The 16630-nt window shown below is 48.1% G+C and carries 15 protein-coding genes and 1 pseudogene; 6 read left to right on the top strand and 10 right to left on the bottom strand.

All coding sequences use genetic code 11. The features are described from left to right. Positions 1-552: pseudogene (locus NG833_RS03630) on the bottom strand (hypothetical protein); the annotation flags it as partial. A gap of 182 nt (positions 553-734) precedes the next feature. Between NG833_RS03630 and NG833_RS03635 the strand changes: the two are divergent. Beyond that, positions 735-959: a hypothetical protein gene (locus NG833_RS03635; protein WP_254563971.1), complete on the top strand. Its 225-nt coding sequence runs from the start codon at positions 735-737 to the stop codon at positions 957-959. On the opposite strand, the gene bchD is transcribed toward NG833_RS03635, so the two are convergent. Then, entirely contained in the window at positions 956-3013 is a 2058-nt protein-coding gene (bchD, locus tag NG833_RS03640) for a magnesium chelatase ATPase subunit D (RefSeq protein ID WP_254563972.1), read from the bottom strand. The genes NG833_RS03635 and bchD overlap by 4 nt on opposite strands. Positions 3014-3190: 177 nt before the next feature. Between bchD and NG833_RS03645 the strand changes: the two genes are divergently transcribed. Next, positions 3191-4291 carry an AI-2E family transporter gene (locus NG833_RS03645; RefSeq protein WP_254563973.1) on the top strand — a complete coding sequence of 367 codons (1101 nt, stop codon included), beginning with the start codon at positions 3191-3193 and terminating at the stop codon, positions 4289-4291. Positions 4292-4398: 107 nt separating this feature from the next. Here NG833_RS03645 and NG833_RS03650 read toward each other — a convergent pair whose 3' ends face one another. Beyond that, on the bottom strand, positions 4399-6474 hold the full coding sequence (locus tag NG833_RS03650) for a cation:proton antiporter (protein ID WP_254563974.1): 2076 nt from the start codon (positions 6472-6474) through the stop codon (positions 4399-4401). A 693-nt stretch (positions 6475-7167) separates the two neighbouring features. On the opposite strand from NG833_RS03650, the gene NG833_RS03655 reads away from it, so the two are divergent. Next, positions 7168-7971 carry a Nif3-like dinuclear metal center hexameric protein gene (locus NG833_RS03655; RefSeq protein ID WP_254563975.1) on the top strand — a complete coding sequence of 268 codons (804 nt, stop codon included), beginning with the start codon at positions 7168-7170 and terminating at the stop codon, positions 7969-7971. Between the two features lie 75 nt (positions 7972-8046). Here NG833_RS03655 and NG833_RS03660 read toward each other — a convergent pair whose 3' ends face one another. Beyond that, positions 8047-8862 carry a biotin/lipoate A/B protein ligase family protein gene (locus NG833_RS03660; RefSeq protein WP_254563976.1) on the bottom strand — a complete coding sequence of 272 codons (816 nt, stop codon included), beginning with the start codon at positions 8860-8862 and terminating at the stop codon, positions 8047-8049. Between the two features lie 174 nt (positions 8863-9036). Between NG833_RS03660 and NG833_RS03665 the strand changes: the two genes are divergently transcribed. Further along, on the top strand, positions 9037-9261 hold the full coding sequence (locus NG833_RS03665) for a DUF2281 domain-containing protein (RefSeq protein ID WP_254563977.1): 225 nt from the start codon (positions 9037-9039) through the stop codon (positions 9259-9261). Then, positions 9261-9665, top strand: coding sequence for a type II toxin-antitoxin system VapC family toxin (locus tag NG833_RS03670; protein ID WP_254563978.1), 405 nt, complete (start codon positions 9261-9263; stop codon positions 9663-9665). Before NG833_RS03665 ends, NG833_RS03670 begins: the two co-directional genes overlap by 1 nt. Before the next feature lie 187 nt (positions 9666-9852). Here NG833_RS03670 and NG833_RS03675 read toward each other — a convergent pair whose 3' ends face one another. From NG833_RS03675 to NG833_RS03690, 4 genes are all read right to left on the bottom strand, one after another. After that, positions 9853-10329 carry a YbjN domain-containing protein gene (locus NG833_RS03675; RefSeq protein WP_254563979.1) on the bottom strand — a complete coding sequence of 159 codons (477 nt, stop codon included), beginning with the start codon at positions 10327-10329 and terminating at the stop codon, positions 9853-9855. A gap of 265 nt (positions 10330-10594) precedes the next feature. Beyond that, positions 10595-11662, bottom strand: coding sequence for a class I SAM-dependent methyltransferase (locus tag NG833_RS03680; protein WP_254563980.1), 1068 nt, complete (start codon positions 11660-11662; stop codon positions 10595-10597). Positions 11663-11819: 157 nt separating this feature from the next. Continuing rightward, positions 11820-13241, bottom strand: coding sequence for a type I glutamate--ammonia ligase (glnA, locus tag NG833_RS03685; protein WP_254563981.1), 1422 nt, complete (start codon positions 13239-13241; stop codon positions 11820-11822). Between the two features lie 868 nt (positions 13242-14109). After that, complete coding sequence (locus NG833_RS03690; protein ID WP_254563982.1) at positions 14110-14262, bottom strand: hypothetical protein; 153 nt, start codon at positions 14260-14262, stop codon at positions 14110-14112. 51 nt (positions 14263-14313) lie between these two features. Here NG833_RS03690 and apcB point away from each other — a divergent pair, with 51 nt between their 5' ends. Beyond that, the gene (apcB, locus tag NG833_RS03695) at positions 14314-14823 is read left to right on the top strand and encodes an allophycocyanin subunit beta (protein ID WP_254563983.1); all 510 of its coding nucleotides are present in this window, start codon (positions 14314-14316) and stop codon (positions 14821-14823) included. Positions 14824-15099: 276 nt separating this feature from the next. On the opposite strand, the gene NG833_RS03700 is transcribed toward apcB, so the two are convergent. Together NG833_RS03700 and NG833_RS03705 are read right to left on the bottom strand one after the other, a co-directional pair. Further along, entirely contained in the window at positions 15100-15297 is a 198-nt protein-coding gene (locus tag NG833_RS03700; protein ID WP_254563984.1) for a hypothetical protein, read from the bottom strand. 359 nt (positions 15298-15656) lie between these two features. Beyond that, positions 15657-16160 (bottom strand): hypothetical protein, encoded by a 504-nt coding sequence (locus NG833_RS03705; protein ID WP_254563985.1) that lies wholly within the window; start codon positions 16158-16160, stop codon positions 15657-15659. Positions 16161-16630: the final 470 nt, after the last annotated feature.

A 16630-nucleotide genomic window follows, 5' to 3' on the forward strand; every position in this document is an offset into this window, starting at 1 on the left:
AGAACCGGCAGTGGCCTTTTCTTTCACCTCTTCCGGCAGCAATTCCGACGTCATGGCAGTCCATTCGTCCGAGAGTTGGCGCACTTCCCTGCGGGTGATGCGATCGCCATCTCGGGCCGCTTGGGTGACCATCTGCTGCACCTCCGGGGCAGATTTAGCCGTTTCCACAAACGCCCGTTTGCTAAATTTATTAATGGTATCCGGGTCCAAATCCCCCTGACTTAAGAGGGTATCGGCACTGTTGGCCAGTTCAATCAGGGAGTATGCCTGACTTTTGCTGATTTCCCGGTCTTTGAGCCAGTTGAGGAAGCCCCTGCCGCGTCCTTCCCCGCCAATTTTCTCGCGATCGCGCACCGCACTCAGGATCCGTCCACGCCAAATATCCGTTTGCAGGTCAAAATGGTCGCAAACTTTCCAGGCATTATCCACCTGATGCTCAAAATCAGGCTCGGAAATGTCCTCATCTTCCGGGTCCGGAAGGTTAAAATTCAAGTCCGTGATGTTTTCTAAAACCGCAGCAAGTTCTTCCGGGGATTGGGGTCGTTCAGCCATTGACAGCAGCAATTTTGTTGGGCGACAGCCGACTTATTATGGCATGAGTTGGGTCTAGTCCATGCATTGTTTTGCCCGCAGAGACTCCGGGTCCCAGGGGCGATCTCTATCCTCTCTACCTGATTGACTCCCCGTGATGTAGGGGTTTGGTCTCCAAACCCTCCCCTCCGTATCAAGAGGATTTGGGAACCAAACCCCTACATCATCAAGAGGGTTTGGGAACCAAACCCCTACATCATCAAGAGGATTTGGGAACCAAACCCCTACATCATCAAGAGGATTTGGGGACCAAACCCCTACATCATCAAGAGGGTTTGGGGACCAAACCCCTACATCCTCCAGCGGGTTTGGGAACCAAACCCCTACATCAGGGGGGCGATCGACTTACTCCTGTACTCCGGTTTTAGCGCGATTTCATTTCGGCTAATGCACCTCTAGCCATATCGGCGATCGCCCGGTCTGTGGCCTTGGGTAAACTATAATATCGACCCCCTGCCGCTTTGGCCAACTCTTTGGCAAACCCAGTAGAAACAAACTTATTCTCTGTATCAATCATCAACAACTGCATTCCCACGCCGCGAATTTTTCCGGCAATTTCCAGTAATTCTCCCTTAATATCCGGTTTCTCACCTTCGATCTGGGGTTCACCCAAGGACCGAGATAAGGGAACATTCCCCCGTCCATCGGTAATGGCGACGATCGCCACCTGACCGATATCTCCCGATTGTTGAGCATTTAATCCCACCCGCACTGCGGTGGTTAACCCATGTGCTAAGGGCGAACCCCCGCCACAGGGCAACCGTTCCAACCGTCTGCGGGCGGAAGTAATCGATCGCGTCGGGGGTAACAAGACATCCGCCTGTTCTCCCCGGAACGGAATCAAAGCAATTTGGTCGCGGTTTTGATAGGCTTCGGTCAACAGTTGTAAGACCGCACCTTTAGCCGATTGCATCCGATTGAGTGCCATCGAACCCGAGGCATCCACCACAAAAATTACCAAAGCACCAGCTTTTCTCGCCAAGCGCTTCGATCGCAAATCCCCTTGTTCTACAATCACCTTCCGGTCCGGTTGCCGTTCCCGACGGGCTTTTTGATAGGGGGCAGCAGCGCGTAACGTCGCATCCACCGCCACCCGTTGCACTTTCCCCTTGGGTAACATCGGCTTAATATACCGTCCGCGATCGTCGGAAAAAATAATTGTGCGACTGCCGGTCTTGCCTTGCCGCTTCGCCATTTGTGCGAAATACAGCACACTCGGGTCCATGATCACCCCTTCGGGGTCGAACAAAAACTCCTCGGGAATACTTTGTTCCTGTTCCGGTTGTTCCGGTTGTTCCTCTTCTTCCTGTTCTTCCGGTTCTTCCTCCTCCGGTTCCTCTTGTTGCTGATCCGAGTTGTCTTGCGGCGGTGGCGGTGGCGGTGGCGGTGGCGGTTGTTCCTCCTCTGGTGGCGTTTGGACAATCGTGCAACGGGGAACGATCGCCAATTCCACCGCCCGACGCAGGTCCTCGGCATTGACTGCGGTGCGACCATCCAGGGCCGCCGATGCCTTGGCAACGCGCAGGGCAAATAATTCGGCGCGATGACCCTGAACGCCCCCTCGGAGGGCTTCATTGACGAGATAGGCGATTTGGTCCGATTGAATTTCGACATCTTTTAACCATTCTCGGGCGAGGAGAATTTGGGTTTTGAGGTTGTCGATGTCTTCGGTGTATTGGTGTAAGAATGCTTGGGGAGAGGCGGAGTAAGATAAGGCTTGTTCCACCGCTTCCACGCGCTGATCGAGGCCGAGGACCCCATCGGCGGAGAGGGTAATGGCAATGCGATCGAGCAGATGTTCGCGCAGGGACCCTTCCTCGGGGTTATAGGTGGCGATAAATAGGGGTTTGCAGGGATGTTGGAAGCTAATCCCTTCCCGTTCGATTTGGTTGCGTCCATCGGTGAGGACGCTTAACAGCAGGTTAGCAATTTGGTCATCGAGGAGGTTGATTTCATCGATATAGAGTACCCCCCGATGCGCTTGGGCGAGTAAACCCGGTTGAAATACGGTGTCCCCTTGCTTGACCGACTGTTCCACATCCACGGACCCTAAAAGACGGTCTTCCGTGACCCCGAGGGGGATTTGGACAAAGGGGGCGGGAATAATTTGGGTGGGAACCTCATCCGGGGTCGTGCCGTTGCTACCTTGGGTCGGATAAGTGTCTCGGGTGAGGTCGTCCCATTCATCGGGATTGCTGGGATTGCAGTTGGCGAGGGAGTCTTTGACGACTTCAATCGGGGGTAACAGGGCGTGAATGGCACGCGCCATCACGGATTTGGCGGTTCCCCGACGACCGGCGATCGCCAGTCCTCCCAATCCGGGGTCTACTGCGGTTAACAGTAGGGCGAGTTTAATCGCCTCCTGACCAACAACTGCTGTCAGAGGAAATGCTGTGAGGGTAGAGGTGCTGGGCGCGGGCATGGTTTGAATAATTGCTAGTCCAATGGTTCAGAATATCAAAAAAGCGGGCGGGTCCGGGGATTTTTTACCGGGTAGGGGCAAGAGACTGCCCTAAAATCGCGGCCCCTCTCCCCAATTTGCCGAGGTCATGGGCTATATTCCTAAAGGAAAGTTTATTATCGCGCGCGAGCAACACCTGTGAAATTTGGTCAATGGCTGGGGTTTGTTGCCATTCTGATTTCCCTTTATATTCTGTGGGAAATTCGGCAATTGTTGTTACTGTTATTTGTTGCGGTTGTTTTTGCTACTGCTTTAAATAGTATTGCCAAGCAGTTCCAGAAGCGATTACGTCTCAACCGCACGGTTGCTATTTTCATCACTCTGAGTTTGACGGTTTTGTTCAATGTGCTGTTTATTTGGCTGGTGGTTCCTCAGTTTCTGGAACAATCCCAACGGATGATTGAGTTATTACCGCAAGTGTTTCTAGCGTTGCGGGTTTGGCTGCGATCGCTGGAGACTCAGTTGCCCCTGTGGTTACCTCAACCGCCGAGTCTGGCTGAGTTGATTGTGCAGTTGCAGCCGTTGGTTTTGCGATCGGTCACGAATTTTTTCGATTTCTTCTCCAATTCTTTTAGAATTGCCCTGCAATTTTTATTTGTGATTGTGCTCACTTTAATGCTGTTAGCCAATCCCTTGGAATATCGGCAGGCATTTGTCCGGCTATTTCCTTCTTTTTATCGCCGTCGGGCCAATGAAATTTTAGATGAATGTGAAATTGGTTTGGGGAACTGGTTGGCCGGAATTACGATTAATTGTATTTTTATCGGGAGTTTAAGTGGACTCGGCCTCTGGATCTTAAAAGTGGACCTGGTTTTAGTTCATGCGTTAATGGCAGGGCTTTTTAATTTTATTCCCAATATTGGCCCAACCATGAGCGCGGTCTTTCCCTTGATGATTGCGTTATTAGATGCCCCGTGGAAAGCCTTGGCAGTGTTGATTTGGTATATCATTATTCAACAAATTGAAAGTTATTGGCTCACCCCTACGGTGATGGCCAAACAAGTGTCTTTGTTACCAGCGGTGACCTTGGTCGCGCAAATTTTCTTTGCCAGTATTTTTGGGGTGTTGGGATTATTGTTAGCTCTCCCGTTGACGGTGGTTGCTCAAATTTGGATTCAAGAGTTATATTTTAAGGATATTATGGATAAATGGAAAAATAGACCCTCTAAATATGAATTGGAGGGGGGCGATCGCTACTCTCCTATCCCGACAGCGCCACCGTTACAGGCGGAGGATTGAGCCGATCGCCGGTTGATTCCATCCACCCAAATGGGTTCTTAATTCAGAACCCATCACCAATCTCGAAGATGCGGATTAATAGAGGGTGAAGGGAATCAAAATTAGGGTTAACTTCGGGGCGGAAAATGCGCCACAAGGGTTGCCACATCAGGATGTGCTCGCACGATGGCTTCCGGTTCTACTAATCTGCCGGATAAGCCAAAGGCTTGATGTTGATGAGAAGCGGAGGTTAAAACTAACAAATCATCGGTTTTGAGCATTCTTGATACTTTTCTAACAAAGTTTCCCCGCAGGCGTTGAACGGGAGTTGTTTCATTCAATCCAAAGGCTTCGAGGTCAAATTCTATGTCTTTAGAACTTCCAGTGACAATTAATAATAACTGTAAGTTAGCCTTGAGTTCAGTGGCGATGGTGTTGGCAATTTCTAGGGTTTGTTTAAATTCCCCAGAGGTAGTTTCGGCGAGGGTGGCGGCGACAAAAATTCGGGCGGTATTCTCGATAGGTTGGGGAAATCGGGTAATCAGAACTGGGACTGGCGATCGGCGCACAATCCGATCGATCACGTTGCCAAAGAAATTTTCCCGATAGGTAGAGAATCCTTTCCACCCACAGATAATTAAGGTGGCATTGCGTTCCGAGGCACTGCGAACGATCCCACCGGCGATCGCCGCATCAATTCGACCAATGGGTTCTACGGCTACCGTTGCCGCATGAGCAATGGTTTCTGCTGCTGCTAATAACTGGGTTTGTTGAATTCTTTGTTCCGGGGAAATCCGGCCATTTTTATCCGAAAGAACGTGCAAAGGAAGCAATGTACCCTTGGAGTTTTTGGCCAACAAAATCGCCAAATTTAACAGATTATCTTCGGTACTGGGGTTGGCAACGGGAACTAAAACGCGATCGGTCAACCCTTGAGTTTCACTGGTTGTCGTTTTCTCCTCGGGTTTTACCCCTTTTCCCCATTTGGCAGTAATCCAGGGAGAAGCAATACAACTGACGAGAATCATTGCAATAATGCCATTCACGGTGACTTCATCCACCAGTTCTATCTCATAAGCAACGGTAACCGCTGCTAGGGTAGAAGCGGCTTGAGCAACGGACAAACCAAATACGACCATTGTACTGGGAAAGGTCCAGCCAAATAGCTTCCCTGAACCCCAGGCGGCTAGATATTTAGCAATAAATTCAGCAGCAATCATGACCCCGGCGACTACGAGCGATCGGGGTTCACTAATCAGAATCATCGGGTCAATTAACATCCCCACAGACAGCAGAAAGAAGGGGACAAAGAGCGTATTTCCAATAAACTGAATCCGATTCATTAACGGACTCAAAGCGGGAATCAGTTGAGTAATCGCCACTCCCGCTAAAAATGCTCCAATAATGGCCTCAATTTCAATCAGTTGAGCCACATAAGAAACCACCAGCAAGGTAGCCACCACAAAGGTAAATTCTGCTCCCTCATCATGACCAAATTTTCTGAAAAACCATCGCCCGAGTTTGGGAACTCCCCACAAGGTAGCGAGAGTATAAATTGCCAAGGCTGGAATGAGAAACAGCCAAAAGTCTAGGGTTAATTCACCTCCGTATGCTTTAACCACAACGGCTAATACTAACAATGCCAGAACATTCGTGATTAAGGTTCCGCCCAATGTGGCCGTTACTGCTTGCGCTCGCATGATTCCCAAGCGGGTCAAAACGGGCAATGCCAGCAGGGTATGAGAGGCAAAACAAGAAGCAACAAGAATTGAGGCTAACCAGCTATATCCTAGCAACAACATCGCCCCAGTTCCTAATATCATCGGAATGGCAAAGGTAGATAGACCAAAGACAATGGCTTTATCCGCATTGAGTTTGAGGTCATCTAAACTGGTTTCTAACCCCGCCATAAACATTAAAAATAATAATCCAACTGTGCCTAAGAGCACAATCGTTTCATCCCGGGCTAAGAGTCCCAAACCGTAGGGTCCGATGACAACTCCAGCTAGAATTAGACCCACAATTCCCGGCAGTTTTAATCGCTCAAACACCAAAGGCGCGACGAGCATCATTGCCATGATAATCAAAAAAATGGCAACGGGGTCTTTAATGGGGCCGCTTAAAACTTGAGCCAAGGGAGTTTCTATCAACAGTCTGGTGATTTCTCCCCCATTCGTTTCAATGAACGGCCAAAGGTTTGCCATAAACGAACTCCTGGTAATTGTATTGGAAGAAGTAATTTTTGGTAATTCAGTTTATAACATACTTTTCAAAATTTTGCACTCTTATAAACCTGCCAAAATATGTGATTTCAAACCAGTCAAATATTTCTCAGGAGAGATTAACCCTGATTTTTGAGGGACAACTGACCCAAATTTACAAGACCTGATTTTTAGAAGTTAACAAATACAAGATATGCTTTTTATTTATAGAATTAAAATCAGCCCATTAACTCTCCCTAGAGGAATATTTATCAGGCTTAATTTGGCAACGTCCTGGTTAATAGATTAGGAAAGGCACTCGAAGTCAAACGAATCGAATCAATCTGATGACAATTTGTTTTTAAATGATGATGATGCTACCCGGATCAGCCGGAAAGGGGGGAATTTTGGCTGGGGTCGCCCAGAACCGAGGCGATCGCCCCTGACTTCATCCCGGATTGAGTACAGCACCCCGGGCTGAAATTCCCAACTGAGACGGAATTCGGTTGTTAAAGGTCTATAAAAACCCGCACACTCAAGGGTGGGGCTACACAGACAAAGCCTGCCTACGCAGGCTGAAGAGTAAAATAGGTCTTTCACAACCGGATTTGGTATGAGACGAGCGATCGCCCCGAACTCGGAGCAGCTTTGTTAAACTGAAACCTAGGCTGTACAAAGGGATGACTGAGTAGCAACATGAAGATTTCCGAACTCATTCAATGGTTTGAAGGCTGGGCAAACCCAGCATGGCAAGAAAAATGGGATAATTGTGGTTGGCAAATCGAACCGGGAATCTTAACCCAACCGGCGCGGGTGTTAGTCTGTTTAACCCCCACCTTAGCCGTCATGGAAGAAGCCATCGCCCTCCAACAAACCGATGAACCCGTTAATTTAATCTTTGCTCACCATCCCCTGATTTTTGGAGGAGTCAATTCCCTCTGTAGCGGTGAAGCAATTGGTGAGATGGCAAAACTTGCCTTTACCCATCGCATCGGCATTTACAGCGCTCACACCAATTTTGACCAAGTGAATCATGGCACGGCTGATGTCTTAGCGCAGCTCTTAAAACTTAAACAAGTCAAGGCGGTTGTCCCTACCCAACCGGGACTCGGTTATGGAAGAATCGGACAACTAGAACCGGCACTTCCCCTCCGGGATTTGTTAACCCTAATTCAAGCAAAATTGCAGCCGCCCGAACTGATTGTTTCTCCGGCTGACCCCGAGAAACGCATCCGCAGGGTAGCGGTTTTAGGTGGTTCTGGAGCAAGTTATATCGATGCCGTGGTTCAAGCGGGTGCTGAGGCTTATCTCACCTCAGATTGCAAATTTCATCAATTCCAGGAAGCGCGCGATCGCGGCTTAGTTTTGATTGACGCGGGTCATTATGCCACGGAACGCCCCGCCTGCGATCGGCTGGTGGAAAAATTAAGTAAAGCGGGAGCAGACTGGGTAAAATTGAGTACCCAAGATGAAGATTTCCGGCAGTTTGTTCGCAGATAAAGCCAGCACAACTTCCCGACTGAGTAGAAGAATTTCCTAGAGAAATTAAGTCGATAAGGCGAAAACCGACTTTTATCAATCGGATTTGGAATCAGAACCTTCCTTTGAATCTTTCCCACACTCCAGATCTGGGTTAGCGAAGCGGTTGATTTCCTCCCATTCACCCTCAGAAAGAGGTTGAGGAATCAACTGCACCCCGAAACAACGGGAAGCAGACTCCACCAAAGAGGCGATCGCCCGTTCCCCGAGCACCTCCAACGGCAAAGATAGCACCGGCAACCCCGGCACCCGTCCTTCCGTTCCAAACACCTCAGAAAACAACTCCGGCGACGGGTTTAACTGCATCGAACCCTGCTGCAAAACCGCCCCATTCCGTCGGAGTTGAGCACTGCCAATAAACTTTTCCCCCGACGGCAACACCAAATCCGCACCCGTTGCCGTCGCGAAACAATTCGCCGTCTGCCGGTATCCCCGTCTAGCCTGACCATACCGCAACTCCACCCCCAAACTGCACCAACCCGCGATTAAAAACTCACAAATCGCCTCATATCCAGGCATCGGAGAGCGTTTCGCCCCTGTTCCCTCCCCGGCATCCGGATCCGACATCACCACCATATAAGTCAAATCCCCTTGATGCAGCACCGCGCGACCCCCAGTCGGACGCCGTACCAACTCAATCGGCATTCCCTGCCACGTTAAATTCTCCCACCGTTGGGGCCAGCGCCGTTGATGGTAACCCAGAGAAATTGCCACCGGGTCCCAGGTATAAAATCGCAACACCGGGGAATGATTCCCTGAGACATACTGTTCTAGTAACCATAAATCGATGGTCATCTGCATGGAACCGTTCACCTGAATCGGTGGAATCAATCGCCAAAGGGGACTGTGCATCAGTAACGAGTGAAGGGTGCTAGAGAAAACGGACTTTTTACAATCGAATTGGGTATTACCTCCCTTTAACCCACTCATTCGGTGGTTGAACAGGGGAAGGAACATTTGCTAAACTAAATTAAACAAAGAGCCAAGATTATCCTATCCTATAAGGATGGCGGAGGAACTGAACCCATGAATTTAGAACAGGCCGTTTTAGAAAAGTTGCGGACATTAACCCCCGACAAGCAGCAAGAAGTCCTAGATTTTGCGGAGTTTCTTAATCAAAAGAACCCACATAAACGACCGTTAAAGAGCGTCAAAGGATTGTGTGCTGATTTAAAAGTTGATATTACGGAAGAAGACATTGCCCAAGCCCGGAAAGAGATGTGGGGTAATTTTCCCCGGGAGATTATTTAATGCCATCTGTCGTAGCAGATACGCATACCATAATTTGGTATGTTTTTGACCTCCCCAGACTTTCTCCCTCGGCATTAAATGCTTTAGAACAAGCAGCGACTGAGGGAGATATCATCTATTTTTCTGCTATTTCTATTGTAGAAATTTCTTATTTGATTGAACGAGGGCGTTTAGTAAATGAGGTGCTGACCCGAGTTTTAAATGCAGCGGATAATCCGAATATGGGCATTTTATTAGCACCCTTGGATCGGAATATTGCCGCAACTGTTCGACAAATTGACAGGGCAACTGTGCCAGATATGCCAGACCGGATTATTGCGGCGACTGCTTTATCTTTAAATCTTCCCTTAGTCACCCGTGACCGGAAAATTCAGGCATTAACGACGATTCAGACGATTTGGTAATTCATACAATCGAGGGTCATTAGTCCTTGGTCATTTGTCATTTGTCATTTGGATTGTTGAATACCAAGGACTATCGAGGGTCATTAGTCCTTGGTCATTTGTCATTTGTCATTTGGATTGTTGAATACCAAGGACTAAGGACTAAGGACCAAGGACAAATGACAAATGACCCTATGTCCTGCTTCACCTATTGTCCGTACTCCGCCAGCAGTTTTTCATCATTTTCATCCGCGATCGCCGCTACGATGGTGACGCATCGCGAAATTTCGCTGGGATTGAGGTCCATGACGGTGCGGCTACTGAGGACCGTCACTCGGTCGTCCACAATGCCAAAGTGGGCTTCATAAGTGCTCAGCCAGTTCATTTCCAATAACTTCCGCATTAACTCCGGTTCGTTCTTGGCGGGGAGTTGGAGGACGAAGGACCAAACGGTTAAAGTATCCTCATCACTGGTTCCTGACAGTTGCACGAACACTTCAACACTGCCGTATTTGAATTTCCAAAGATGACCCGATTCGTTGAGCGCAAACATCACCTTTTGGTCCTGAGCCAAACTGCCAATGACGGTTTCAAGTTCCTCTACGAGGTTAGTCTCTGAAGGCTCCTCTAATAACTCTTCCGTAGAAGGGGTGGGAGTGCATTGGGTTTCTAAGTCGGTTGTCATTATCAGGTTCCTACTGGTGCATCGTTGGGTTTTTCTTAGACCTTGTATAGCGTATCCATGCCGTTTCTGTCTACTCTCCAAGGACTGATAGATTGCGGTGGCATTGATCATTCGAGTGCGAGCAGTTGAGTCGCTTACCCTTGACAATAGAAGCGTTCAAAACGCTGTCGTCTCTATTTTTAAGGCTTAAATAGGGTTTCGGCTGATTGGATAGGGCCGATCGCCTCCGCCACAGCAGGCGATCGCCTCTTTCAAGTCGCCCGACCTATTCACTCAAGTGAGGCTTACGGGCGGTCCAATATTTACTCATGAAATGGGTTTCAATTTCAACATCCTTGAACCCGGCTGTTTCTAATCGCTCGACTAAATCATCCTGAATATAATGCCGGTAGTAGGGTTCATGAAACATCTGAGGAAAGTTTTCCATAACCTCTTTCAATTCAGGAGAATCACTCACTTGAATCGAATCACAAAGGGTTAAACTTCCCCCGGGTTGCAGAACCCGGAAACATTCATTAATCACCGTTTGTCGAGCGTTCGCTGGAAGTTCATGGAATAGAAAAACGCTAGTTACGGCATGAAAATAATTATCCCGATAGGGCAACTCCTCTGCATTTGCCTGAGAGAGTTGGGGTAATTCCCCCGGAATTTGAGAGAGAATTTGATTCGCTTTTCGCAAGTAAGCCGGGGATAAATCAATCCCAAAAAGTGCAGCTTTCGGGAGCATTCCTCGGAGGAATTTTAGGGTGCGTCCGGTGCCACAGGCCACATCTAAAATGCGGAGTTGATTTTGAGGAATGGCAGGCCAAGTATTGAGAGAGCGCTTTACGGGGGCTAAAATTCTTCGCCGCATGGCATCGGCAGACCCATTAAATAACAATTCTACCTGTAAATCATATAAGTTTGCCGAATTTTCACTTAAGTAACCATCGGTTTGGTGATGGAAGTTTTGCAGATAGTAGGCCGGATAGCTGCTGGTATCGATGTCCGAGGGAAATTCCTGATTCTTGTTTTGTTGCGATCGCATCCAGACTGTCGGCATATCTAAACAGAGCAACGGATACTGCCGCAAAAAGTCTTCCCAGGGATGATCGAACAGCAGATCCGTCGGATAAATCCCCTGTTCTGCATCATTCCAGTCGGTTTCAATCAGGCGATCGAGTCGTTCCCGAATCAGCATTAACAGCTTGGGGGAGATGGGATTCGTCTTAGATTCGCGCGGGGGTGCAAAGGTTTTGAGTAACTGAGTGCTGATGGATTTATGAGCCAGACTAAAATAGGTTTTGCTGTTTTGAACCGTTTGATAGGCTACTTTAGTGAGATAGTCGGTCATGGTAGGGGTGAATCAATGCGATCGATGATGTTTTAATATAAATAATTGTAACGAAACCTCAGTCAACCCGCTTTGTTCACTGGTGTCACCAAAAAGGGCCACCCTAACCGGGTGGCCCTTGTCTAATTAATTCGCCAAGGGTATGTAACCCAAGGGATTAACAATCGTAGTAGAGTGCAAACTCGTATGGGTGAGGACGCAAACGCATCGGGTTCACTTCATTGTCAAGTTTGTACTCAATCCAGTTGGTGATGAAATCTTCCGTAAACACACCGCCAGCCGTCAGGAACTCATGATCCGCTTCCAGGGCCTTGAGTGCATCCAACAGAGAGCCAGGAGTAGAGGGGACCTTAGCCAACTCTTCCGGGCTCAAGTCATAGATATCCACATCCAAAGGATCACCGGGATCAATTTGATTCTTAATCCCATCAATACCAGCGCAGAGCATCGCCGCAAACGCCAAGTAAGGGTTACAGGTGGCATCAGGACAACGGAACTCCATGCGTTTCGCCTTTGGATTCGGTCCAGAAAGGGGAATCCGGATCGAGGCAGAACGGTTACCTTGGGAATAAGCCAAGTTCACCGGGGCTTCAAAACCAGGAACCAACCGCTTGTAAGAGTTGGTGGTGGGGTTAGTAATCGCTAACAAAGCCGGAGCGTGCTTGAGCAAACCGCCAATATAATACAGTGCAGATTTGCTCAAATTCGCATACTCATTTCCAGCGAAGGTGGGTTGACCATTTTGCCAGATCGACTGGTGGGTGTGCATCCCCGAGCCATTATCGTTAAATAAAGGCTTCGGCATAAATGTCACCGTCTTGCCATATTTCTTAGCAACGTTTTTGATGACATACTTGTAAGTCATCAAATAGTCCGCCGCTTGCACCAAGGGAGCAAAGCGAATCCCCAGTTCATTTTGTCCGCCGGTGGCGACTTCATGGTGATGCTTTTCAATGGGAACACCGCAATCCGCCATTGTCAGCAGCATTTCGGTCCGCATATCTTGGAGGGTATCCGTTGGCGCAACGGGGAAATACCCTTCCTTGTAACGGGGTTTATAACCGAGGTTCCCACCCGCTTCTTGCTTACCAGAGTTCCAGCGTCCTTCCACGGAATCAACGTAGTAATAGCCGGTGTTTTCAGTTTGATCGAAGCGGACATCATCAAACACAAAGAATTCAGCTTCAGGGCCGACGAAAGCCATATCGCCCAACCCGGTGGCAATCAGATAGTCCAAGGATTTTTGAGCGATGGTGCGGGGGTCGCGGCTGTACCATTCGCCGGTGCGGGGTTCCTTGATGCTGCAAATCATGCTGAGAGTTTTCTCGGACATGAAGGGGTCGATCCAAGCCGTTGTGGGGTCGGGGACCATTGACATATCCGATTCATTGATGGCTTTCCAACCCCGGATGCTGGAACCATCGAAGGCGACGCCTTCATCGAAGGCACTTTCGTCAATCAAGTCGCGATAGAACGAGCAGTGCTGCCAGATTCCTGGCGTATCGATGAACTTGAGATCGATGATCTTGATGTCTTGCTCGCGGATATAATTTAAAACTTCTTGTGGAGTCTGGAACATTAATATCTCCTCTGTTCTGGGTTAGGGTCAATCGACGTCAGGGAACGAGCGTGCCGACAAGGGGCAGGATGTCAAAGCGGTTTGGGTACGAACCTAGATCTAGCCGGATCTCTTTCCGGGTCAGGTTTAGTGGGAAGAGAGGCATTCGGGGTGCGCCCGCGAACTTCGAGGATTCAGATCTATCGGTCTATTTTCGATGGCAAAGTCGGTGCCGATCGCCAGGAACAATGCAGGGTCAATACATTGCAAAATTCCCCTCTGTCGCTTGAGTTGATAGCGCATCTGCTCCCTTATGGCGTTGGCGATCGCGGATTAGCAAGGTGCAGATCCGCCGGTGTGCAGCACCATCGCTCGTCAGGCTCCAAGATTCAGTTGCGTTATCTCTGAATCATCCTAGGGATTGACTTAGGGATTTTTTGTATCAATTGATACAAAAATCTGTTTCCTGAGTATTCTGGACAACTCTGGTTGGATTTAAGCACAATTCTGAGTGACGACGAATAGAGAAAATATTAAGGATTTAAGGGGGAGGATGGGGAGGGTGGGAGAGATGGGGTAGATGGGGTAGATGGGGTAGATGTTTGTAGTAACGACTTCAGTCGTTGCTTTCGTGTCATGGCGGATGCCATGACACGCACACTGAGCGCCTTAAGCACCTGTTTAGGCACTGGAGCGATCGCCTCCAAAGGGGCGCGTTACTTGGCATCCGCCAAGTAACGCGGTAACGACTGAAGTCGTTACTACAAACATTGGACCCATCTCCCCCATCTCCCCCATCCTCCCCATCTCCCCCATCCTCCCCACCCCGATCGCCTTTCTATCGAGTGTACGCTCGATAGTCTGTTCCTGGGTATCGCTTTGTAGTAGACTACAAACGTTCGAGCATCTGACGTCCGAGGGGAAGCAAAGGCCAATTTGCCTCCATCCCTCCTAAGTATTCTTGCTCATTAAAGGAGTCAAAATACTCAAGGGCGATCGGTCCTGTTGTTGCCCGAATCTGGATAACGCACAACACTCTCATTGACACAAGAGTGGTAAACCATCTGTTGACACTGTTAGGAGAAGAAATTTAATGCGCGACGCAATCACAAGCCTGATAAAAAACTATGACGTCACAGGTCGCTATCTCGATCGCGACGCCATTGATAACCTGAAGTCCTATTTTCAAACCGGGACTGTCCGGGTACAAGCGGCTGGAATTATTAATGCCAATGCAGCCGAACTGGTGAAACTAGCCGGGATCCGTTTATTTGCCGATTTACCTGAGTTAATTCGTCCCGGTGGAAATGCCTATACGACCCGTCGCTATGCGGCCTGCCTGCGGGATATGGACTATTATCTGCGGTATGCCAGCTATGCCTTAGTTGCAGGAAATACCGACGTTCTCGATGAACGAGTTCTGCAAGGATTGCGGGAAACTTACAATTCTTTAGGCGTTCCCATTGGACCGACCGTAGTTGGGATTCAAATCCTCAAAGAAATGGTCAGAGAAAAGGTCACCGAAGCAGGGATTCAACCCGGTGATTGGTTAGATCAACCCTTTGATCATATTAGTCGCGAGTTAAGCGAACGCGACATTTAGTCGTCAGACTTTAAAACCGAATTTTGAATCTCGGGAAGTCCGCATTGGCGGACTTTATATTTTTTGGGGGTGAGGGGTCTTAATCAATCCTTTAATTTTTCCCTGATTAGCTTAATAAAAAGGTTAATCAGGGAAATCCCCAATCCGGGTTAGTAACCTGATAGCTGAATTTTATATCCTCACACTGCTATAGAGATAAGAAATGGAGCATTTCTACATCTTCTTTTTATTTGAGGTTATCTCCACCGGATTTTGGATGACTCGCTATCCCTTTTTTTAAAAAGCAGCCAGGTCGCCCCAGACATGACAACCCTGAAGTAGGTTTTTAATCCGCGATCGCTCTAAAAATTGACTGGCGATCGCTTCTACCTTGCCATTGGGATAAACAATATAAATGCTATCTCCACTCAGAACCGCTAATGGATTTTCTGAGGGGTTGAAGGAATCACGGTCGGTCGCTTGTAAGAAGGCCATACCTGAATTTGCCTAGAACGTCAATATTGGTTCTGAAATTGTTGCCTATATCAATCATCAAGCCATTTCTATATTTGCTAAGTGATCCTACTTAGTCCATGAGGCGATCGCAAACATCTACAAAGGCGATCGCGATCGTTTCTAAAATGGACTGTATGTGATATAGACGTAAAAAGTTCCCTGATTCCTGAACTTAAAGAGGATTCCCCCAGTCCTGAAAATGCCACACCCTTTTCAGAGTATGACCTTCTGGTATAAGGCCCAGATGTCCAGGATGATTTTAAAAACGGATTTTGTGATGTTATCAAAGCTTTAAAGGGATTTTCAGTCTATTTCAGTCTATAGATAGATTTAAACCCTTAATAAGTCTGATGGTCCCCCAGTACACTCCAGGGCGTGAGAGTTTCCACTTGCGCCACCTGGGTTTCAGGCAGAGTTTGAACGACGACTAAGGGAATGAGTCCACAGAGAAAAGAACTCAAGACAACCAGGGAAACGGTTAGGAATCGATTCGGGCGATCGCCTGAAATCTCATTCCAAGGGCGTTGATTTCCTGAATGTTCTCCGGTGAAATTGCATTCATTTAGTAATAATTCCAGAGACGGATGCTCGGTAGAACCTGGGATTTCTCTTGGTAAAACAGAGACTGTGACTTCAGTTTTCGAGATCGCTACCGCTGCGAGTTCTTTTAATTGTTGCAAGGCATCAAAAATTTCGCGATCGCTATAAGGATGATCCCGATATTCTGCTGTCCAGGCTTTAAAATCTTGCAAATCCACCTTAACAGGTGATTCCCCGCTTCCTCTGCGCTGAATCCAGCCATACAACAAATTGGCGCAGGGATTGAGTTTTGCTTCTAACATGAGTGCCTCTCCACTGTAACTTCAACTGCGGATCCAAGCTAATTCCTCGTCTTAATCAAACTCCCTCACTCTATTCAATCGCATCTCGTCTCTCCAGACTCCAGGGATCAAGAGGGGGATGAAGAACATGGGTCATTTTTCTTGGATTTCTCTTTAATGGTAACATTGGTTACAGTTCCGTCCATAATTCTGTGCGTAAGTTTTCGTAAAAAAATATGAAGCATTCAGCTTTGAGTGCTTCTGGAGAGGTTCTGCACAACGAGGACCCTCCCAGGTCCCTCTTGGTCAATGAAAAGTTTGGGAAGGATGTAAAAGCTTCAATGGTCATCAATTCTTGACAATTCAAAATTATTAATGATTCATGACGGATAAAAATTTATCCCGCTTGATCCAGTGCCTGAAACCTGGTTCACTGACAAAAGAATCAGAGGAGAAGGCTGAAGAATTTGCTAGACATCTCCTCCTAACTG

The sequence above is a fragment of the Oscillatoria sp. HE19RPO genome, assembly GCF_024220515.1.
Classification (GTDB): domain Bacteria; phylum Cyanobacteriota; class Cyanobacteriia; order Cyanobacteriales; family Laspinemataceae; genus Laspinema.